The sequence below is a fragment of the Pantoea sp. UBA7232 genome, assembly GCF_002473195.1.
Lineage (GTDB): Bacteria > Pseudomonadota > Gammaproteobacteria > Enterobacterales > Enterobacteriaceae > Pantoea > Pantoea eucrina.
In genome coordinates this window covers 300,810-318,764 of record NZ_DKTK01000008.1, presented here as the reverse complement: position 1 = coordinate 318,764, position 17,955 = coordinate 300,810, and the positions used below count along the sequence as shown (strand labels likewise).

Annotated in this window: 16 protein-coding genes; 8 read left to right on the top strand and 8 right to left on the bottom strand. The window is 57.7% G+C overall.

Annotated elements, in window-relative coordinates:
* Positions 1 to 58: 58 nt before the first annotated feature.
* The 7 genes from B4056_RS09455 to B4056_RS09425 all read right to left on the bottom strand — a co-directional run bounded on the left by B4056_RS09455 (position 59) and on the right by B4056_RS09425 (position 7,391).
* Positions 59 to 871, bottom strand: a complete 813-nt coding sequence (locus B4056_RS09455; protein WP_094111596.1) for a Brp/Blh family beta-carotene 15,15'-dioxygenase — start codon at positions 869 to 871, stop codon at positions 59 to 61.
* On the bottom strand, positions 868 to 1,581 hold the full coding sequence (locus B4056_RS09450; protein ID WP_288654500.1) for a bacteriorhodopsin: 714 nt from the start codon (positions 1,579 to 1,581) through the stop codon (positions 868 to 870). The genes B4056_RS09455 and B4056_RS09450 overlap by 4 nt, the downstream gene beginning before the upstream one ends.
* Before the next feature lie 422 nt (positions 1,582 to 2,003).
* Complete coding sequence (locus B4056_RS09445) at positions 2,004 to 2,426, bottom strand: thiol-disulfide oxidoreductase DCC family protein (RefSeq protein ID WP_113655354.1); 423 nt, start codon at positions 2,424 to 2,426, stop codon at positions 2,004 to 2,006.
* A 53-nt stretch (positions 2,427 to 2,479) separates the two neighbouring features.
* Complete coding sequence (locus B4056_RS09440; RefSeq protein WP_113655334.1) at positions 2,480 to 4,741, bottom strand: xanthine dehydrogenase family protein molybdopterin-binding subunit; 2,262 nt, start codon at positions 4,739 to 4,741, stop codon at positions 2,480 to 2,482.
* Between the two features lie 12 nt (positions 4,742 to 4,753).
* Positions 4,754 to 5,746, bottom strand: a complete 993-nt coding sequence (locus B4056_RS09435) for an FAD binding domain-containing protein (protein ID WP_094111600.1) — start codon at positions 5,744 to 5,746, stop codon at positions 4,754 to 4,756.
* A complete protein-coding gene (locus B4056_RS09430) occupies positions 5,743 to 6,231 on the bottom strand; it encodes a (2Fe-2S)-binding protein (protein ID WP_288654498.1) in 489 nt (162 codons plus the stop codon). The genes B4056_RS09435 and B4056_RS09430 overlap by 4 nt, the downstream gene beginning before the upstream one ends.
* Before the next feature lie 185 nt (positions 6,232 to 6,416).
* Positions 6,417 to 7,391, bottom strand: a complete 975-nt coding sequence (locus tag B4056_RS09425) for an XdhC family protein (protein ID WP_288654497.1) — start codon at positions 7,389 to 7,391, stop codon at positions 6,417 to 6,419.
* A gap of 183 nt (positions 7,392 to 7,574) precedes the next feature.
* On the opposite strand from B4056_RS09425, the gene B4056_RS09420 reads away from it, so the two are divergent.
* The 6 genes from B4056_RS09420 to mqo all read left to right on the top strand — a co-directional run bounded on the left by B4056_RS09420 (position 7,575) and on the right by mqo (position 14,195).
* The gene (locus B4056_RS09420; RefSeq protein WP_094111601.1) at positions 7,575 to 7,907 is read left to right on the top strand and encodes a gamma-glutamylcyclotransferase family protein; all 333 of its coding nucleotides are present in this window, start codon (positions 7,575 to 7,577) and stop codon (positions 7,905 to 7,907) included.
* 34 nt (positions 7,908 to 7,941) lie between these two features.
* The gene (locus tag B4056_RS09415; protein WP_094111602.1) at positions 7,942 to 8,727 is read left to right on the top strand and encodes an MBL fold metallo-hydrolase; all 786 of its coding nucleotides are present in this window, start codon (positions 7,942 to 7,944) and stop codon (positions 8,725 to 8,727) included.
* A 107-nt stretch (positions 8,728 to 8,834) separates the two neighbouring features.
* Positions 8,835 to 9,635: a MetQ/NlpA family ABC transporter substrate-binding protein gene (locus B4056_RS09410; protein WP_040113501.1), complete on the top strand. Its 801-nt coding sequence runs from the start codon at positions 8,835 to 8,837 to the stop codon at positions 9,633 to 9,635.
* Between the two features lie 214 nt (positions 9,636 to 9,849).
* Positions 9,850 to 11,718 (top strand): low affinity potassium transporter Kup, encoded by a 1,869-nt coding sequence (kup, locus tag B4056_RS09405; protein WP_104085645.1) that lies wholly within the window; start codon positions 9,850 to 9,852, stop codon positions 11,716 to 11,718.
* Positions 11,719 to 11,944: 226 nt separating this feature from the next.
* Positions 11,945 to 12,253, top strand: a complete 309-nt coding sequence (locus tag B4056_RS09400) for a DUF1471 domain-containing protein (RefSeq protein WP_040113505.1) — start codon at positions 11,945 to 11,947, stop codon at positions 12,251 to 12,253.
* A 295-nt stretch (positions 12,254 to 12,548) separates the two neighbouring features.
* Complete coding sequence (gene mqo / locus B4056_RS09395; RefSeq protein WP_288654495.1) at positions 12,549 to 14,195, top strand: malate dehydrogenase (quinone); 1,647 nt, start codon at positions 12,549 to 12,551, stop codon at positions 14,193 to 14,195.
* Positions 14,196 to 14,240: 45 nt separating this feature from the next.
* Here mqo and B4056_RS09390 read toward each other — a convergent pair whose 3' ends face one another.
* On the bottom strand, positions 14,241 to 15,167 hold the full coding sequence (locus B4056_RS09390) for a LysR family transcriptional regulator (RefSeq protein WP_288654493.1): 927 nt from the start codon (positions 15,165 to 15,167) through the stop codon (positions 14,241 to 14,243).
* 118 nt (positions 15,168 to 15,285) lie between these two features.
* On the opposite strand from B4056_RS09390, the gene B4056_RS09385 reads away from it, so the two are divergent.
* Together B4056_RS09385 and B4056_RS09380 are read left to right on the top strand one after the other, a co-directional pair.
* A complete protein-coding gene (locus tag B4056_RS09385; RefSeq protein ID WP_094111605.1) occupies positions 15,286 to 16,416 on the top strand; it encodes a M20 family metallopeptidase in 1,131 nt (376 codons plus the stop codon).
* Positions 16,413 to 17,807 carry a YfcC family protein gene (locus B4056_RS09380; protein ID WP_040113509.1) on the top strand — a complete coding sequence of 465 codons (1,395 nt, stop codon included), beginning with the start codon at positions 16,413 to 16,415 and terminating at the stop codon, positions 17,805 to 17,807. Before B4056_RS09385 ends, B4056_RS09380 begins: the two co-directional genes overlap by 4 nt.
* Positions 17,808 to 17,955: the final 148 nt, after the last annotated feature.

Sequence of the window (17,955 nt, the reverse complement as noted above, 5' to 3'; positions counted from 1 at the left end):
TCATCTGCCATTTTCCTGCTTATATTTGAATAGAAGATAGCGTAATCAATCGCACGCATTATTTACGGTGCGGCGGTTTCTCAAACCACGGCGTGATCAGTAAATGCGGGATAGCGAGCGCGGCCAGCGCGGCAAACAGTGAACGCACGCCGGCGGTATCGGTAGGATGCATCATAAACATGATCAGTACCGCCAGCAAAATAGCTGCCGTCAGCACCGGCCAGACGGCACGCAGGTAGCCAGCGTAATGTCTGAACCCCAGCAAATCGCGCCGTTGGCGGGTCTGCGGTAGCGCATGCAGGATCAGAAAGCCTACAGAAAAACCGACAAAAGGCGGCAGAAGCAGCAATGCCAGCGTCCCGGCCAGCAGACGCCTGTCGCGCCGTACAATGCCTGTCAGCAACAGCGCTGCGGCGGTAAAGCCGCCCGCTATAGCCAGACCCGCAGTCACGCTATCCGGCATGGCAGATGCCAGCCCGGCCTGATGTAAAATCGTTCTGTACGCTGTCAGATGCAGCGCGGCAGGCGTTGCAATCAGACTGATGCCGCGCGCCAGTCGTTCAGCCAGAGAGCCGTGCGGCGCATCTTCCAGCGCAAAATGGATGGCAGAGGCGAGCAGAAAGCCCGGTAGCGCGATTGCCGGACGCCAGTGCCACCAGAACAGGCACAGCACAATCACTACGCCGTAACCTGCCAGAAAAGCGCACTGCTGTTCGCGCCTGACAATCTCAAGATCGCTTGCACCGTGCGCCATGCCGATAATGCCAATGGCCACGACGGCAAACAGCAGCTGAACCGGCAGCGGGCTGAAAGAGGCAGCCAGAGCTGCCCCCCAGAGCGTCAGCCAGCCGGTATGCTGCCGCAGGATCATACCCGCACGGCACCATCGCGTTTTGCGTAGCGCAACGCTTTTTCCAGATTCGCCGCCGCGTAAAAGGCGTAGAAAACTTTGGCGATAATATCGAGAATCAGAAATGCCCAGATTGAAGCAGGATCAGAAATGATCTTCAGCCCTTCCGGCCCGATCAGAAATACCATCGGATAGATAAACCAGACCACCGTCAGCAGCGCCACGTTTTTGTTATAGGCGCCTGCCAGTGCGCTGCCCCGCTCCGCCGCCATCGTACGCAGCGGTCCCCACAGCAGATAGATCACGCCGAGGAATGCAGCGCAGGACCAGAGATACCAGACCCATTTTCCTGCTGCGGTTTCCGCCAGCGAGGAGACAAGGCCGGTCACAATCATCATCACATCCAGCACGATAATAGCGGTCAGAAAGCCGCCCGTCTCGCCTGGCTTGCCATGCTCATGAAAGGCCAGCATAACCAGCCCCGCCAGCAGAATCGGCGTGGTCACAGACCAGTCAGCATAACGCGCCATATAGACCGTCGTGCCGCTGTCCAGGGTGAGGTTGCCATAGCCAAACGCCATTGCCAGATACGCCGTAGCGGCAATAAAAGGCACTGATGCATGCATCAGGGTGTGGTGACGGGAGGGAAACGTTTTACTGCCGGTGGCGTAAATCGCCAGTGATGCAAGCGCCATCACTGAAAATCCAATGAGAAATGCAGTCTGATCCATGTTGATTGCTCCTGTACAGCGGCGTCATTATCACGCCCGCTGCGCTGCCATAGAAAATTAAAAGGTAATGTTATATTCCGGGAGAGAATACGCTTAAAGTATATGGCGCTATTTGTATTGTGCCATTATTCAAAGCCATGATGGTCTTCAGGATAAAGAACTGGCAAAAAGTATCGTCCTCCGCGGGACATTATTTGTTTTTAATCAGGCATAAAATGTAATTTTTTATGTAAAGAAGAGTATACAAAATAGACACTTGCGGTTTAATGAAACAGAAAATTAATTAATTTACTTTAAAATCAAAAATATAAATAGATGCTGCTGCACCAGCCTGATGTAGTGCACAAAAGGGATTGATGCAGGAAATTTATTTACCTGCATCTCTGATTTTCATTTTCTGCTATCAAAGCAATAACGCTGCTTTAGCGTGCAATAAACCTTTCGGGGAAGTCGGGAGAGAGGTGCTTAACGTCGTCATAGCGGCCAAAAAGGCGATAGCGGTTGCGGGCAATAAGGTTATATATCGCGTTGCTTACCGCATCGGAGAAATAACGCAGCAGCGCAAAAATACGCCAGCGACTGTGAAGGTTTTTCATTACGCGACAGATTGCCTGGGCGCGCAGCCAGTGTCCGTTTTCACCAATCAGCACGATGGTGCGGATATCGTCAACGGGCATGCTGACATGACGCAGCAACGTTTTGCCCTCCTCACTCTGCACGGTGGCAAACCGTACCCGCCGATCCAGCCGGTGTCGCAGCAAAAATGCCACCCAGCCATTGCAGAGTTTGCACACGCCGTCGTAAAGCACTACCTGTTCACCAGGCCTGAGATAGGGAATAGTCATGTGAGCGCCCACGGGATGAAGCGGCGGCATCTTCCTGACGCCGCCAGCCTGCATTAATCGATCAACTTCTCCAGGGAAAGCGGCAGATCGCGAATGCGCTTGCCGGTTGCGTGATAGACAGCGTTACTGATAGCCGCAGCCATGCCGACAATACCCAGTTCGCCCACCGCTTTGCCGCCCATCAGCGTGGCGTGATGATCCGGTTCACCCACGTCGATAGTGATAATCTCCGGCACGTCAGCGTTGACCGCAATCAGATAGTCAGCGAGATTATTGTTCACGATGCGGGCGTTACGCGGATCGACCGCTCCACCCTCCAGCAGCGCCTGCCCGAGCCCCATGACCATTCCGCCAATCCACTGGCTGCGTGCAAGTTTGGGGTTGTAGAGCCTTCCGCTGTCAAAGGCAGAGACCATACGTCTGACGCGCACCGTACCGAAATCCTCGTCAACGCGCACTTCAACAAACTGGGCACCCCAGCTGTGTGAAGAAAATTCTTCCGGCGTGGTCATTCTCGACATCGAGTGCACCGCTTTATCACGCTCCTCTGCACTTTCGTCCGGCTTAAAGGTACCGTCCGTTACCGCCAGCGTCTCTTCACCGCTCAGCCGCACCAGATCGCCCAGCGATACCGCCCGCTCCGGCTGACCTTTCAGGCACACGCCTCCTGCGCAGAGCGTCAGCTGCTCAGCGTCGGTCTGCGGGAACGGCGCATCGGAAGAAGCGCCTGCCAGCGCGTAGAGCCGGTCACGCAGCGCCACCGCCGTCTTATGCACGGCACCGGTCAGGTTGCCGGCCAGCTGCGAACCGCCCGCCACGCCGGCACGCGGCAGCCGGGTATCACCCAGTTCAACTTTAATGCGGGTAGAGTCAAGACAGAGCACTTCTGCCGCAGTCTGCGCCAGAATGGTGTAGGTTCCGGTGCCGATATCAGCACCTGCACTCTGCACCACCAGCTCACCCTGACTGTTGAGGATCAGGCGCGCCTCAGCCGGGGCTTTGTTTACCGGATAGGTTGCCGTTGCCATGCCCCAGCCTATCAGCTCGCGGCCTTCGCGCATTGAGCGCGGTGCCATAGTGCGATCTTTCCAGCCGAACGCTTCAGCCGCTGCGCTGTAAGCCTCTTTCAGACGGCGCGTACTCCACGGCAGATTTTCCTGCGGATCCTGTTCTGCATAGTTGCGCAGACGCAGCTCCAGCGGATCGATACCCAGCGCATAGGCCATCTCATCCATCGCCACCTCAAGTCCGAACGCGCTCGGGTTCTCGCCGGGCGCACGCATCCAGCCTGGCGTAACGGTATTGATAGCAGCCACATAATGACGCGAATAGACGTTTGGCACATCGTAGATACGTCCGGTGACTTTGTTCGTCCCTTCCGCGAACGTGTCAATGAGCGAGGTATCGCTCAGTCCTTCATGCAGGATCGCCAGCAGTTTTCCATCCTGTGCGGCACCCATCTCAATAGTCTGCTGCGTCGCCGGACGACCGCCCAGTCCGGTAAAGGTCTGCGGGCGCGACAGCGCCACTTTCACCGGACGCGTCAGCGCGCGCGATGCCACGCAGGCCAGCGCCACATGGGTATAGGGCACGGGTTTTGATCCAAAACCGCCGCCCACATAGGGAGAAATCACCCGAACCTGCTGCTGCTCAATGCCGAGCCATTCAGCTATTTCAGTCTGTGCTCCCATCACCCACTGGCTTGGCTCCCATACCGTGAGCGCATTATCCTGCCATGAGGCGATGCAGGCGTGCGGTTCCATCGGCATGTTATATTCACGCGGTGTGGCGTAGCAGCTTTTGATTTTCACTTCTGCCTGCGCCATCGCCTGCTGCGCATTACCCATTTCAACGGTAGCGCTCTCCTGGCGCTCTGCTGCCGGATCGTCCATCCAGACCAGCGGCTTCGCTTCCTCATAGCGCACTTTCACGAGGCTGGCAGCCCAGGTCGCCTGCTCAAACGTTTCTGCCACCACCAGCCCGATGTTCTGACCGTTATGAATGATTTTGTCATCCTGCAGCGGTGTGTAGGTAGACTGCGCCGCGCCGCCGTCAGCAATGGCGGTGGGCTTGTTGATCTTCAGCGGATTGAGATGGGTATAAATCGCCACTACGCCAGGCTGCTGTTCCGCCTCTGCGGTGTCAATATCCGTCATCCGGCCGCTGGCGATAGTGGACTGCACCACCACGCCATACAGCATATTCTCAGGCTGATACTCCGCCGCATAGCGCGCGGCGCCGGTGACTTTCACCACACCGTCGCCCCGACTGCGTCCGGCACCGAGTGCCTGATAGTTCTGTTCCTGCTTGTCCATACAATTTCCCCGTTACGCCTTGCCGCCAGCCTGAAGTAGTGCACGTGCAATCACGCGCGGTGTCAGCACTTTTTTGTGCTGATTCTGCGGCAGGGTTTTCGCATCCTGCACGATACGCTCTGCGGCACGACGCAGCGTCTGTTCATCAAACGGCTGGCCGCGCAGCGCCCCTTCCACCTGCTGCGCCCGCCAGGGTTTTGTCGCCACGCCGCCGACGGCGATACGCACGTCGCGGATCCGGTCGCCATCCAGCTCAATACCGACGGCAGCGCTGGCGGCAGCAAACTCATACGAGCTGCGATCGCGCACCTTCAGGTAGTGTGAATGTTTCAGCGCGGCGGTGCGCGGCAGTTCCACCGCGATAATCATCTCATCGCTGGCGAGATCGTGCTCGAGATGCGGCGTATCGCCGGGCAGCAGATAGAACTGATCGATCGGGATACGGCGCTCCCGCTGTGTGGCATTGCGCACGATAACCACGGCATCAAAGGCGGTCAGTGCGACAGCCAGATCGCCCGGATAAACCGCAATACAGCTGTCACTGGTACCCAGAATGGCGTGGTTGCCGTTAATGCCCTCCAGCGCGGCGCAGCCCGAGCCCGGATTGCGCTTATTACAGGCGCTGAACGTATGCGGATCGCGGAAGTAAACGCAGCGGGTACGCTGCAGCAGGTTGCCGCCGATGGTGGCCATGTTACGCAGCTGCGGCGACGCCGCCTGCCACAGGCTGTGATAAATCGCCGGCGCTTCACGCTGACACTCTGCGTGATGCTCCAGTTCACTCATGCGCGTCAGCGCGCCAATGCGCAGGCTGTCAGAGCTGAACGCAATTTCCCGCATCTCCTGCAGGCCGCTGATATCCACCAGCGCTGCAGGCTGTTCCACGTCACATTTCATTAAGTCAATCTGCGTGGTGCCCCCTGCCAGAAACCGGCTGCTGGCACGCTGCTTCTGCTGCAGCGCCTGTTCAGGGCTGCTCGCCGCAAGGTAGTCAAACGGATTCATCGCGCCTCCGAACTGAGATCGGCGGCGGCCTGCTGAATAGCGTCGACGATATTAGGATAAGCACCGCAGCGGCAAAGATTACCGCTCATATATTCCCGGATCTCATCGGCAGATCCGGCATGTCCTTCGGCAATGCAGGCGGCGGCAGACATGATCTGCCCCGGCGTGCAGTAGCCGCACTGAAACGCGTCATGCTCCATAAAACGCGCCTGAACCGGATGCAGCGTGCCATCAGGTCGCGCCAGACCTTCAATAGTGGTGACCTGCTGCCCGTTGGCCTGTACAGCCAGCGTCAGGCAGCTCAGCACCCGCTTGCCATTGATATGCACGGTACAGGCGCCGCACTGGCCCTGATCGCAGCCCTTTTTTGTACCGGTCAGCGTCAGGTGTTCACGCAGCGCGTCCAGCAGCGTCACGCGCGGGTCGACGCTAAGTTCAATGGGCTGCCCATTGACTTCGAGGTGCAGTTGTATGTTTTCTGACATGGCTCATTTCCAATAGTGAAAGAATCGATCGGGATGCGCGTTTAGGATCTCTTAATAGCGTGCGCACCCGCTAAGTCTAGACGCTGAGCGCATTTCGGAAGGCGTTGTCAGAAAAAAGGACAAACTTTGTGAGGGATTAGCGCAAAAATGCCATAGCGCAAAGGGCTATGGCTGCCGGAACGGGCTTACTGGCGTGCTGCAAGGCCATTTTTATGGCGCACAATGTCCGCCATAATCGATAGTGCGATTTCTGCCGGCGTTTTGCTGCCAATATCCAGCCCCACCGGCGCGTGAATGCGCGTCAGCTGCTCAGGGGTCAGTCCGGCGATCTCCTCCAGACGCGACAGCCGCCGGCTGCTGTTGCGCTTCGAGCCCATCGCGCCGAGGTAAAATGCCGGCAGCATCACCGCTTCCATCATCGTCAGGTCATCGATTCGCGGATCGTGGGTCAGTGACAGAATCGCCGTTGCGCTGTGACACCCCTCACGCTCCAGATAACGGGCCGGAAAACAGCGTATAATCCGCACGCCAGCCTGTAACTCCGCACCCATATTCTCCAGCACCTCATCGCGATGCTCGCAGACCAGCGTCTCAAACCCCAGCGCCTGCGCAAAGTTGGCGCAGTAAATGCCTACGCTGGAGAGACCGGCGATAATCAGGCGCGGCGGCGCAGAGAGCGTCAGCGTAACCTGGTTGCCAGTAATGTGCGCTGCGGTCTGCTGCGTATAGGGGTGCGTCTCTATGCCGGCGCAGGGGTGCGGCAGCAGCAGCGTTTTACTGATGGCTTCGGCCCGAACCAGCGCATCGTGCATCTGACGCAGATAGTGAATGGATGCCGCTCCCTGCGGCAGCTTTTCCACCAGAATATCCAGCACGCCGCCGCATGGCAGTGCCCGGTCAGGCGTCAGCCCGCCATCGCCATAGCGCACAACAGCGCTCGCCTCGCTGAAAGCATCTGCTGCTATGCGCTGGCGAAAATCCTCCTCCACACAGCCGCCGGAGAGCGAGCCGCAGAAGTGTCCATCGGCGCGGATCGCCATCATGGCGCCCGGCGGACGCGGCGAGGAGCCAAAGGTGCTCAGTACGGTACAAAGCCATACCGGATGTGCTTCTGCCCAGTGCTGCGCGGTTTCAAGAACCTGCACATCAAGGTGATACATGAATTGCTCCGTCGTAATGTCCCCCTTTTTTACCTGCAGGGACCTGAATCTTCCTATGAGTAAATGTCACATTTGGCGTTTCGTCTAATCGGCGCGGAATTTTTCCCGCCCGTGACGTTTACCGGCCCCGCCCGCTGCGTCACAATAGCCGGTTCGTATAACGCAACCCTTTACAGGAGTGGTATGAAACCTCTGTTTGTCTACGGTACGCTGCAGCCCGGGCACGATAACGCCTGGCTTCTGGAGCAGATAGGCGGCGAGTGGCTGGCCGGCAGCGTCAGCGGCACCTATTATGCGCGGGGCTGGGGCGCTGCCGCGGACTTTCCCGGCGTGGTGCTCTCACCAGAGGGCGCGCGCGTACCGGGCTATCTGTTTTTCTCGCCGCATCTCGACGCGCACTGGCCGATGCTCGACGCGTTTGAAGAGGGATACGATCGCGTGCCCGTAACCGTGACCACCCATCGGGGTGAGCAGATTAGCGCCTGGGTTTACGAGCTGCAGCCCGCGACAGAGTAACTATCCTTATCGGATCAGCTGATAAGGAGAGATTATGATTACGCTCTGTACTGCCTGCGGCACCTCTTACGCCGAACCGGCTCCCCGGCGCTGTCCCGTCTGTGAAGATGAGCGCCAGTTTATTCCGCCAGGCGGACAGCGCTGGATAGCCCAGGCGGATTTACGCGCCGCACATACCAACCGATGGCAGCAGCACCTGCCCGGACTGCTTTCGCTGCAGAGCGTGCCGGCATTTGGTATTAACCAGCGCGCTTTTCTGCTCTGCACCCCGCACGGCAATATTCTCTGGGACTGCATCGCTCATCTGGATGACGCCACCGAAACGCTGATCCATGCGCTGGGAGGCGTGCAGGCGATCGCTATCTCCCATCCCCACTACTACACCACGATGCAGGACTGGGCCGCCGCTTTCAGCGCCCCCGTCTGGCTGCACGCCAGCGACAGAGAGTGGATCATGCGCGACAGTCCGTGGATCCGGTTATGGCAGGAGGAGGAGCATGACCTGCTGCCTGGCGTTACGCTGCTGCGTCTTGGCGGGCACTTTGCCGGCGGCACGGTGCTGCACTGGCAGCGCGATTCGGGCGTGATGCTGAGTGGCGATATTTTGCAGGTGACGCCGGGCGCGGATGCCGTGTCGTTTATGTGGAGCTATCCCAACATGCTGCCGCTCTCTGCCCGGGTGGTGCGCGACATGATGCAGCGGTTGCAGAACCGGCATTTTGCCCAGCTTTACGGCGCATTTGACGGCCGTGAGATCCTGCAGGATGCCGATAGCGCCGTCGCACGTTCCGCGCAGCGCTATCTCAACTGCCTGAAGTAGCGCATAACTTATGCAGTAAAAGCATAAGCCACCTGTTAATTATGGATGTACAGACGTCTGGACGTATATTATAGTCCGGGACTGACAAGAATAAGGATGCTGCAAACATGAAAAAACATTTACTGACCGCGCTGCTGGCCGCTTCTGTTACGCTGCTTAGCGCCTGCGACAATAATAACGACGAAAAAATCAAAGTTGCGATCAACAGCGGCCCGGATGAACAGCTCTGGCAGACAGTGAAGCAGGTCGCCCATGACAAATATAAGCTGGATGTTGAGGTGATTGCGTTTAACGATTATGTGCAGCCCAACGAGGCGCTCTACAATAAAGACGTGGATGCAAACGCCTTCCAGAGTCTGCCCTATCTTGAGATGCAGTCAAAAGAGCGCGGTTATAAATTTGCGGTAATCACCAATACCTTTGTATTCCCGATTGCCGGCTACTCACGCAAAATTAAAAGCCTGAACGAACTGCCGGATGGCGCGACGATCACGCTGTCAAATGAAGCCACCACGCTGGGTCGCAGCCTGCTGCTGCTGCAGGCGCAGGGCCTGATTAAAGTGAAACCTGAAGCGGGTCTGCTGCCTACCACGCTGGATATCACTGCTAATCCTAAAAAGCTGAAGTTTGTTGAAGTTGATACGCCGCAGCTGGCACGCACGCTGGACGATCCGCAGGTCTATCTTTCCATCATCAATAACAACTTTGCGGCACTGGTAAATCTCTCCGCCTCACGCGACGGTATGTTTATGGAAGGTAAAGCATCGCCATACGTCAATGCCATTGTGGCGCGTGAAGATAATAAAGAGAGTGCGAACGTGCAGAAACTGAAAGAGGCCTTCCGCTCGCAGCCGGTACTGGATAAAGCCAACGAGATTTATAAAGGCGATATTATCAAAGGCTGGTAAGCCTGAACCGCATGCCGCCCTGACGGGCGGCTTTTTTATGGCTGGTAAACGCGCAGCGATATAAAAAACGCGTAAAAATTTGCGCTCCCGGCGTAAAAATGGTGTGTAAATATTCGCCATCCTCTCCCTGCCTGCGCCGAAAACCGCTATCTTCGCCGCTATAACTCCGGCGCTGAAGAGACCGCGCCTCTCTGTTAACCTGAGCAGGAAATTCATGAAACACCCGCACAAAGCCTCGCTGCCTGCCGGCATGCTGGCTGCTGCCGGTATCGTCTTTGGTGATATCGGGACCAGCCCGCTTTATACCCTGAAAGAGTGCCTGTCGATTCTGCCCGACGGCAGCGTCACACCGGCTGCCGTCATGGGCTTTTTATCGCTCATCTTCTGGGCGCTGACGCTGATTGTTACCCTGAAGTATGTCTGTTTCGTCATGCGCGCGGATGATGACGGAGAGGGAGGCATCCTGACGCTGATGGCGCTGGCGCGACGCGGCGTCAGCAGCAAAGCGGGGCACGCTGTGATGCTGGCCGGTCTCATCGGCGGCGCGTTCTTTTATGGTGACGGGGTGATCACCCCGGCAATTTCGGTGCTCTCCGCCATTGAAGGCATTGAAGTGGTTTCACCGGCGCTGGAGCGGTTTGTGGTCCCGCTGGCGCTGGTTATTCTGACGCTGCTGTTTGTCATTCAGCGCCAGGGCACTGAAAAGGTCAGCCGCATATTCGGGCCGGTAATGTTTGTCTGGTTTGCCGCCATTGCGCTGCTCGGCGTACGCGGCATTTTGCTTAACCCGCAGGTGCTTCAGGCGCTGAGTCCGCACTATGCGCTCGACTTTTTGCTGAGCCACTCTGCGCTGTCGCTGGCGGCGCTCGGCATGGTGGTGCTGGCCGTCACCGGTGCCGAGGCGCTCTATGCTGACATGGGGCATCTGGGTAAAACCCCTATCCGCCTCGCCTGGCTGGTTATCGCTATGCCGGCGCTGGTGCTTAACTATTTTGGTCAGGGCGCACTGGTGATGGCGAACAGCGCCGCGATCAGTAATCCCTTTTACCTGCTGGCGCCGGCGTGGGGGCAGATCCCGCTGATTGTGCTCTCGACGCTGGCAACGGTTATCGCCGCGCAGGCAGTGATTTCGGGCGTCTATACGCTGACGCATCAGGCGATACGGCAGGGCTTTCTGCCGCCGATGCGCATTATCTTTACCTCGCATACCGAGTCAGGTCAGATCTACATTCCGGTCGTGAACTGGCTGCTGTTTACCGCCGTGATGCTGGTGGTAGTGGCCTTTCGTGAGTCGTCGGCGCTCTCCTCTGCTTACGGCATTGTCGTGACCGGTACAATGGTGATCACCGCCGGGCTGGCAGGCGTGGTGGCGCAACGCAACTGGCGCTGGCCGCTGCCGCTGGCGGGGCTGTTCCTGCTGATGATGCTGTGCATCGACGTGCCGCTGTTTATCGCAAACCTGATGAAGCTGCTGTCAGGCGGCTGGATCCCGGTGCTGCTGGCGCTGACCATGATGGCGCTGATGCTTATCTGGAGCAGCGAGCGCAACCGGCTGATCCGGCGTCTCGACAGCAGTCAGGCCAGCCTGCTGGCGCTGGTCAGCTCGCTGGAAAAAAGCCCGCCCAGCCGCGTGGAGGGCACCGCCGTGTTTCTGGCGCGTAAAGAGTTTGAGATCCCGCAGGCGCTGCTGCACAACCTTAAACATAACCGCGTGCTGCACCGTCGCGTCGTGCTGCTGCATATCCGCACCGTCGACACGCCGCGCGTGCATAACCAGCAGCGTATAACGCTGACGCCGCTTTCCGCCTCCTTCTGGCAGGTCACTGCCGCCTATGGCTGGCGTGAAACGCCGTCGATGGCTGAGATCCTGCACCTGTGCGGGCTGGAGGGCTTTGGCTGCTCGGTCAATGAAGCGTCTTTCTTTACTTCCCACGACACGCTGGTGATGAAACAGCGTCGTGGTCTGGCGCGCCTGCGCGGCGGCATTTTTCACTTTTGCCAGCGCAATGCGCTGCGCGCTCATGAACAGTTTCATATCCCGCCCAACCGCGTCATTGAACTGGGTGGTCAGCGCGAGTTTTGATCGGGTAAGTGCACCAAAACACAGCATAAACCTGTAAGCAGATGCAACCAGGTTGCTGTAAGAGTGACAAAGTTGTGGCAGAATTTTTCTTAACAACTTATTAGCAATTAAAGCTAAACCAGACGGCGCGGCAGAGTGTTTAGTCACTCTGTCGCCCGCGCTTTTTAAGCCGGGCAGAAAAATGCATAACGAACCCATATCGTGCAATTCTCTCAGGAGCAGGCCTATGAAAGCGTTAATCAATGATGTTATCTCTATTTTTACCCCGCAGGATATTCAGCCGGTGCTGGTGCGTGCCGATCTGACGCCACAGCAGATCGCTTCGCTGCGCCCCACCAGCGTAACCAGCGTGAGCTGGGCAACCTCAATGGAAGATCTGACCGATGCGGTGGTTAAAAAGACGCTGGCCGCCGGGGCGGCGGGATATCATATCAGTGATGTGGAGTCGCATGAGCCGGCGCATGACGGGCACCCGGTGCTGGCGGCGAAAGCGACGCTCTATCACACCGGTGATGAGATTGCGCTAAACGGCTAACGCTCTGCGCCTGCTGAATAACCGGCGGGCGCAATTATCCGCACTTTTATTTGCTTTAAGTTCAGCCTGTGGTTATAAAGAATAACCGCGCAACAGAAGCGGTTATCCTGCTGATATTGACATCGCCTCTCCCGCCTTATTTGCTGCTTATTTAACCTGAATATAATTATGTAACTTAATTAATCCGCGTAAATAGTTAAATAACTAAAAACAGGTTAATCTTTCCGTAACAATATTTTAATTTGCCATCCGAATTTTTAACGTTCATCTGCATTGAATAAAGAACAGGACTGGCATGAATCAGACCAAAAAAATTGTGTGTGCGCTTTCGCTGACCGCACTGCTTGTTTCTTCAGCGGTTCACGCTGAGAACGCACCAGAAAAAACCGACGTGCTGCTGATTGGCGGCGGGATCATGAGTGCCTCTCTGGGCACCTGGCTGCAGGAGCTGCAACCGGGCTGGAAACAGCTGATGGTTGAGCGTCTCGACGGCGTGGCGATGGAGTCGTCCAATGGCTGGAACAATGCCGGTACCGGTCACTCTGCTAACATGGAGCTGAACTACACGCCAGAGCGTGCAGACGGTTCAATCGACGTTAGCAAAGCGCTGGAGATCAACGAATCATTCATGATCACCCGCCAGTTCCTGACCAGCCAGGTTGAGCGCGGTGTGCTGCACGATCCGCGTTCGTTCATCAACTCTACGCCGCACATGAGCTTTGTCTGGGGTGATAAGAACGTTGAGTATCTGACTAAACGTTACGCCGCGCTGCAGAAAACCACCCTGTTCCAGGGCATGAAGTTCTCAACCGATCACAAGCAGATTGAGCAGTGGGCACCGCTGGTGATGGAAGGCCGCGATCCGGCACAGAAAGTTGCTGCGACCTGGACACCGGTCGGTACTGACGTCAACTACGGTGAAATTACCCGTCAGCTGATCGGCAGCCTGAAAAAAGATCAGAACTTCACGCTGGAAACGTCGTCTGAAGTGACCGATTTCAAACGTAACGGCGATAACTCCTGGCACGTCACGATTAAAGATGTGAAGAGCGGTAAAGATCGCAGCGTTGATGCGAAGTATGTCTTTATCGGTGCCGGCGGCGCGGCCATCAAGCTGCTGCAGAAAACCGGCATTCCGGAAGCGGATAATTACGGCGGTTTCCCGGTAGGCGGCTCATTCCTGATGACCGAAAACCCGGAGATCACCAGCCGTCACCTGCAGAAAGTGTATGGTCAGGCTTCCGTAGGTGCACCGCCGATGTCGGTTCCGCATATCGATGCGCGTAACCTCGACGGTAAAAAAGTGGTGCTGTTCGGGCCGTTCGCCACCTTCTCAACCAAATACCTGAAAAATGGTTCGCTGTTCGATCTGCTGAGCGCGACCACCACCAGCAACGTTATGCCGATGACCCACGTGGGTATCGATAACTTTGACCTGGTGAAATATCTGATTGGTCAGGTGATGCTGAACGATGACGACCGCTTTGCCGCGCTGAAAGAGTACTATCCGAACGCGCGTAAAGAGGACTGGAAACTGATCCAGGCGGGTCAGCGCGTACAGATCATCAAGAAAGATGCGGACAAAGGCGGCGTGCTGAAACTCGGTACAGAAATTGTCACCGATCAGCAGAAAACCGTGGCGGCCCTGCTGGGCGCGTCACCGGGTGCTTCAACCGCTGCGCCTATCACTCTGAACGTAATGAAATCGCTGTTCCCGCAGCAGTTTGCTTCACCGGAGTGGCAGGAAAAAATCCGTACTATCGTGCCGAGCTTTGGCCAGAAACTGAATGGCAATACCGCGCTGACGCAGCAGGTGTGGGATAACACCGCGTCTGTACTGCAGCTGACCAAACCACCGGTCATCAATATGAGCGAGCAGCAGGCCGCGCCGATGCAGGCTAAGCCGCGCGAAGAATCTGCTAAACAGGATATGGCGCTCTAATCGCGACCACCCCTGAATCCCGAGCCGGACACTGTCCGGCTTTTTTTATGCCGGTAATCCGTTAGCGGAGCGCGCAAAATAGCTGTTGAGCAGTCGCCAGAGATAGTGCGCAGCGGGCGTCATACGGTGATCGGCGCTGTGCAGCAGCTGACACTGACTCTCGCGCGCAATGCGGTGATCGAGCGGTATCGCGACCAGCCGATCGCAATCGTGAATGCTTCTCAGCGTCTGCGGCGTCATAAACGCCACGCTCTGCCCGGCCAGCGCCAGAGAAACGGCGCTGGTAAACAGGTTACAGCTACAGGCGGGCGTAAAGATGAGTCCTTCACTCCTGAACATGGCATTCAGATAGCGCTGGAGACCAAACTGCTCATCCATGCCGATGAGCCGGTGCTCAGCCAGCTGTGACAGCGTAACTTTATCCAGCGCGGCCAGCGGATGTGAGGGGGGCACGACCGCACAGATCGGACCGCGCCTGAAGCTGTTACAGCGGAGTCCGGGCGGGCCGGAGGGGCCAAAACTCACCGCCATATCCACCTCACCTTTTGCCAGCAGCGTCAGCGTGGTCTGCATATCTCCCGACTGAATATTCACAAAAACCGCCGGGTAAGCCTGAGAGAACTCGGCAATAACGTGACGGATCACTTCGTCTGCCATCCCCTGGCCCACGCGCAGCGTAACGCTGCCGCCGCGCATATGGCGCATATCCTGCAGCTGCCGCTCCAGCTGACGGCGGCGCTGACTGGTCAGCGCATAATCCTCTGCCAGCAGTTTACCCGCATCGGTCAGGACCACATTTCTGCCGCGTCGTTCCAGCAGCGGCAGCTGCAGCGCGCGCTCCAGCTGCGCCAGCTGGCGGCTGATGGCGGAAGCATTGACGCCCAGCGCATCTGCAGCGCGGCGGATCCCGCCGTGCATTCCGACCTCATACAGGTAGCTTATCGATTTTTCGGGATAGCTGGATAATGTCATACTTTCCGCTTATCTGTTGATCTGAGAGCAACAATAATAGCCAGCGCAGCTTATTTTTCTACCGTGTTTTTTCTGCGCATACTGCCTGTGCAAACCCGACAGACAGGAAAACTATAAAATGAAAGCGATTACTCTTTATCTGGAACAGCATGCCGCAGATATTCTGGCGGACATAAAAACGCTGGTGGCGGCTGAATCTCCCTCTGATGACAAATCTGCCGTTGACGCCTGCGGTGAAGTGCTGCAGCAGCTATTTCAGCAGCGTCTTAACGTGCGTGCGGAAATAACACCGCAGCAGCACTATGGTAATAACCTGAAATTTTCGCTGGGCGGACAAACGCCGCAGAGCACCATTATTGGCCATTTCGATACCGTCTGGAATAAAGGCGAGCTTACGCTGCGTGAAGAAGAGGGACGCCTGTACGGCCCCGGCATTCTCGATATGAAAGCGGGCCTGGTGCAGGCGATCTGGGCAGTACGCGCACTGCAGCAGCTTGATCTGCCAGGCTGGCAAAATGTGGTGTTTCTCTGCAACAGTGATGAGGAGCTGGGCAGCCCCGGTTCGCAGCAGTGGATTGAAACCCACGCCCGGGGCTCCGCCCAGGTCTTGGTTGTCGAGCCAGCGGTAGCGGGCAGCGGCGCGCTGAAGGTCGCCCGCAAAGGCACCGGCCGCTATGACCTTACGCTGACCGGCCTGGCGGCGCACGCCGGCAACAATCCGGAAGAAGGTGCCAGCGCGGTGCTGGAGATGGCGCAGCAGATTCTGGCGCTGCACGCGCTCAACGCGCCCGAACGTGGCACTACGGTCAACGTCGGCGTTGCCAGCGGCGGCAGCCGGGCGAACGTGGTGGCGGATCGCGCGCGTCTGGAAGTGGATACGCGCGTCACCTCTGAAGAGGAGGCGGCCCGCCTGCACGCGGCAATTATGCAGCTCCAGCCGCATGACCCGCGCGTGACCCTGCATATCAGCGGTGAACAGGGGCGCCCGCCCATGCGCCAGAGCGCGGCATCACGCGCACTGTTTGCCCGCGCGGCGCACATCGGTCGTCAGCTGGGCCTGACGCTGGAAGGCGCCTCCGTGGGCGGCGGCAGCGACGGCAACTTTACCGCCGCACTCGGGCTGCCCACGCTGGATGGGCTGGGCGCCACCGGTGCCGGTATTCACGCGCGGCATGAGCATATTATTGTTGCGGAGGTGGTGCAGCGTACGGCGCTGCTGGCTGGCCTGCTGAGCGGAGAGACGCCATGACACAGATATCGCTGGAAAAACCGGACAGGGCTGTGCGCCAGCGGGAGGGCCTCAGCCCCTACCTGCTGCTGTTTATTATTCTGGCGCTGGCCGCCGTGGCGACCTGGATTATACCGGCGGGCGTCTACGATTATGAGACGCGCGACGGCATTAAGTTTGCCGTCAAAGAGAGTCTGCATGCGGTGCCGCAGAGCGGTGTGCTGCCGCTGGAGATCTTTATGGCGATCGCTGCGGGCATGGTTAAACAGGCCCCCATTATCTTTCTGATCCTGTTTACCGGAGGCGTACTGGCGGTAATCGAGAAAACCGGGGCGATAGCGACGGCTCTGCAGGCGCTGTCGCGCAGCAGCACGCTGAGTGATACGCGCATCATCATTATTTTCGCCGTGATTTTCTCGCTGCTCGGCACCACCGGCGTGGTCGTCAATGCGGTGGTCGCCTTTGTGCCGATCGGACTGCTGGTGGGGCGCTCACTCGGACTCTCCCCTATGCTTGGGGCCTCGCTGGTCTATCTGACCTGCGCCGCCGGATATAATGTCGCGATCCTGAATCCGGCCACCACCGGGCTGACGCAGCATCTGGCGCAGCTGCCGCTGTTCTCCGGCATGCTGCTGCGCGCCCTGACCTGCCTGCTGTTTGTGGTCAGCGCCGCGCTTTATCTGATCCACGCCGTGCGCCGTGCGCGTAAAAACGGTGAGTGCCGGCCCGCTATGTCTGCCGCTGCGGAGAGTATTGCTCCGGTAACCGGACGACATAAGCTGATTCTGGCGACCACGGCGCTGGCGCTGCTGCTCTTTATTGCCGGTACGGTGCGCTATCATTGGGGCACCCGTGAGATGTCAGCGATGTTTATTCTGCTGACTATTATCGTCGGACTGATGGGCCGTCTCTCAGGATCGGACATTGCCAACACCTTCCTGGCAGGCTGCGCCACGCTGGTCAAAGGGGCGTTTATCGTGGGGATGGCCGCTGCCATTTCACTGGTGCTGCAGCAGGGCAATGTCCTCGACCCGATCGTCGGATTTCTTTCCGATCTGCTGGAGCCGGTGCCCGCCTGGCTGGCAACGATTGGCATGTTTATCAGCGCCGCACTGATCCACTTTGGTATCTCATCCGGCTCGGGAGAATCGGCGCTTCTGATCCCTATTTTCTCACCGCTGGGCGATAACCTTGGCCTGACGCGCCAGGTGATGGTGCAGTCGGTACTGCTGGGTGAAGGGATCGTCAACTGTATGAGCCCGACGTCCGGCGTGCTGATGGCGGTGCTCGCCACGGCAGGCGTTTCATTCGGTCAGTGGCTGCGCTTTGTTGCCCCGGTCATCGCAATCTGGTTTGTGATCTGTGTGGTGATGCTGCTGACAGGGGTCGCTATCAACTGGGGGCCGTTCTGACCCGACACTTTTCAGGCAGCGCCGCCTGATACCAGGCGCTGCCGTATCCGGTGGCGGGGATCCGCTTATTTAGCGCGATCCTGTTTTCCCCGACGCCATATTGTTCTGGATCATCATTTATTTATTTATTTATAAAAAGACGAACGTT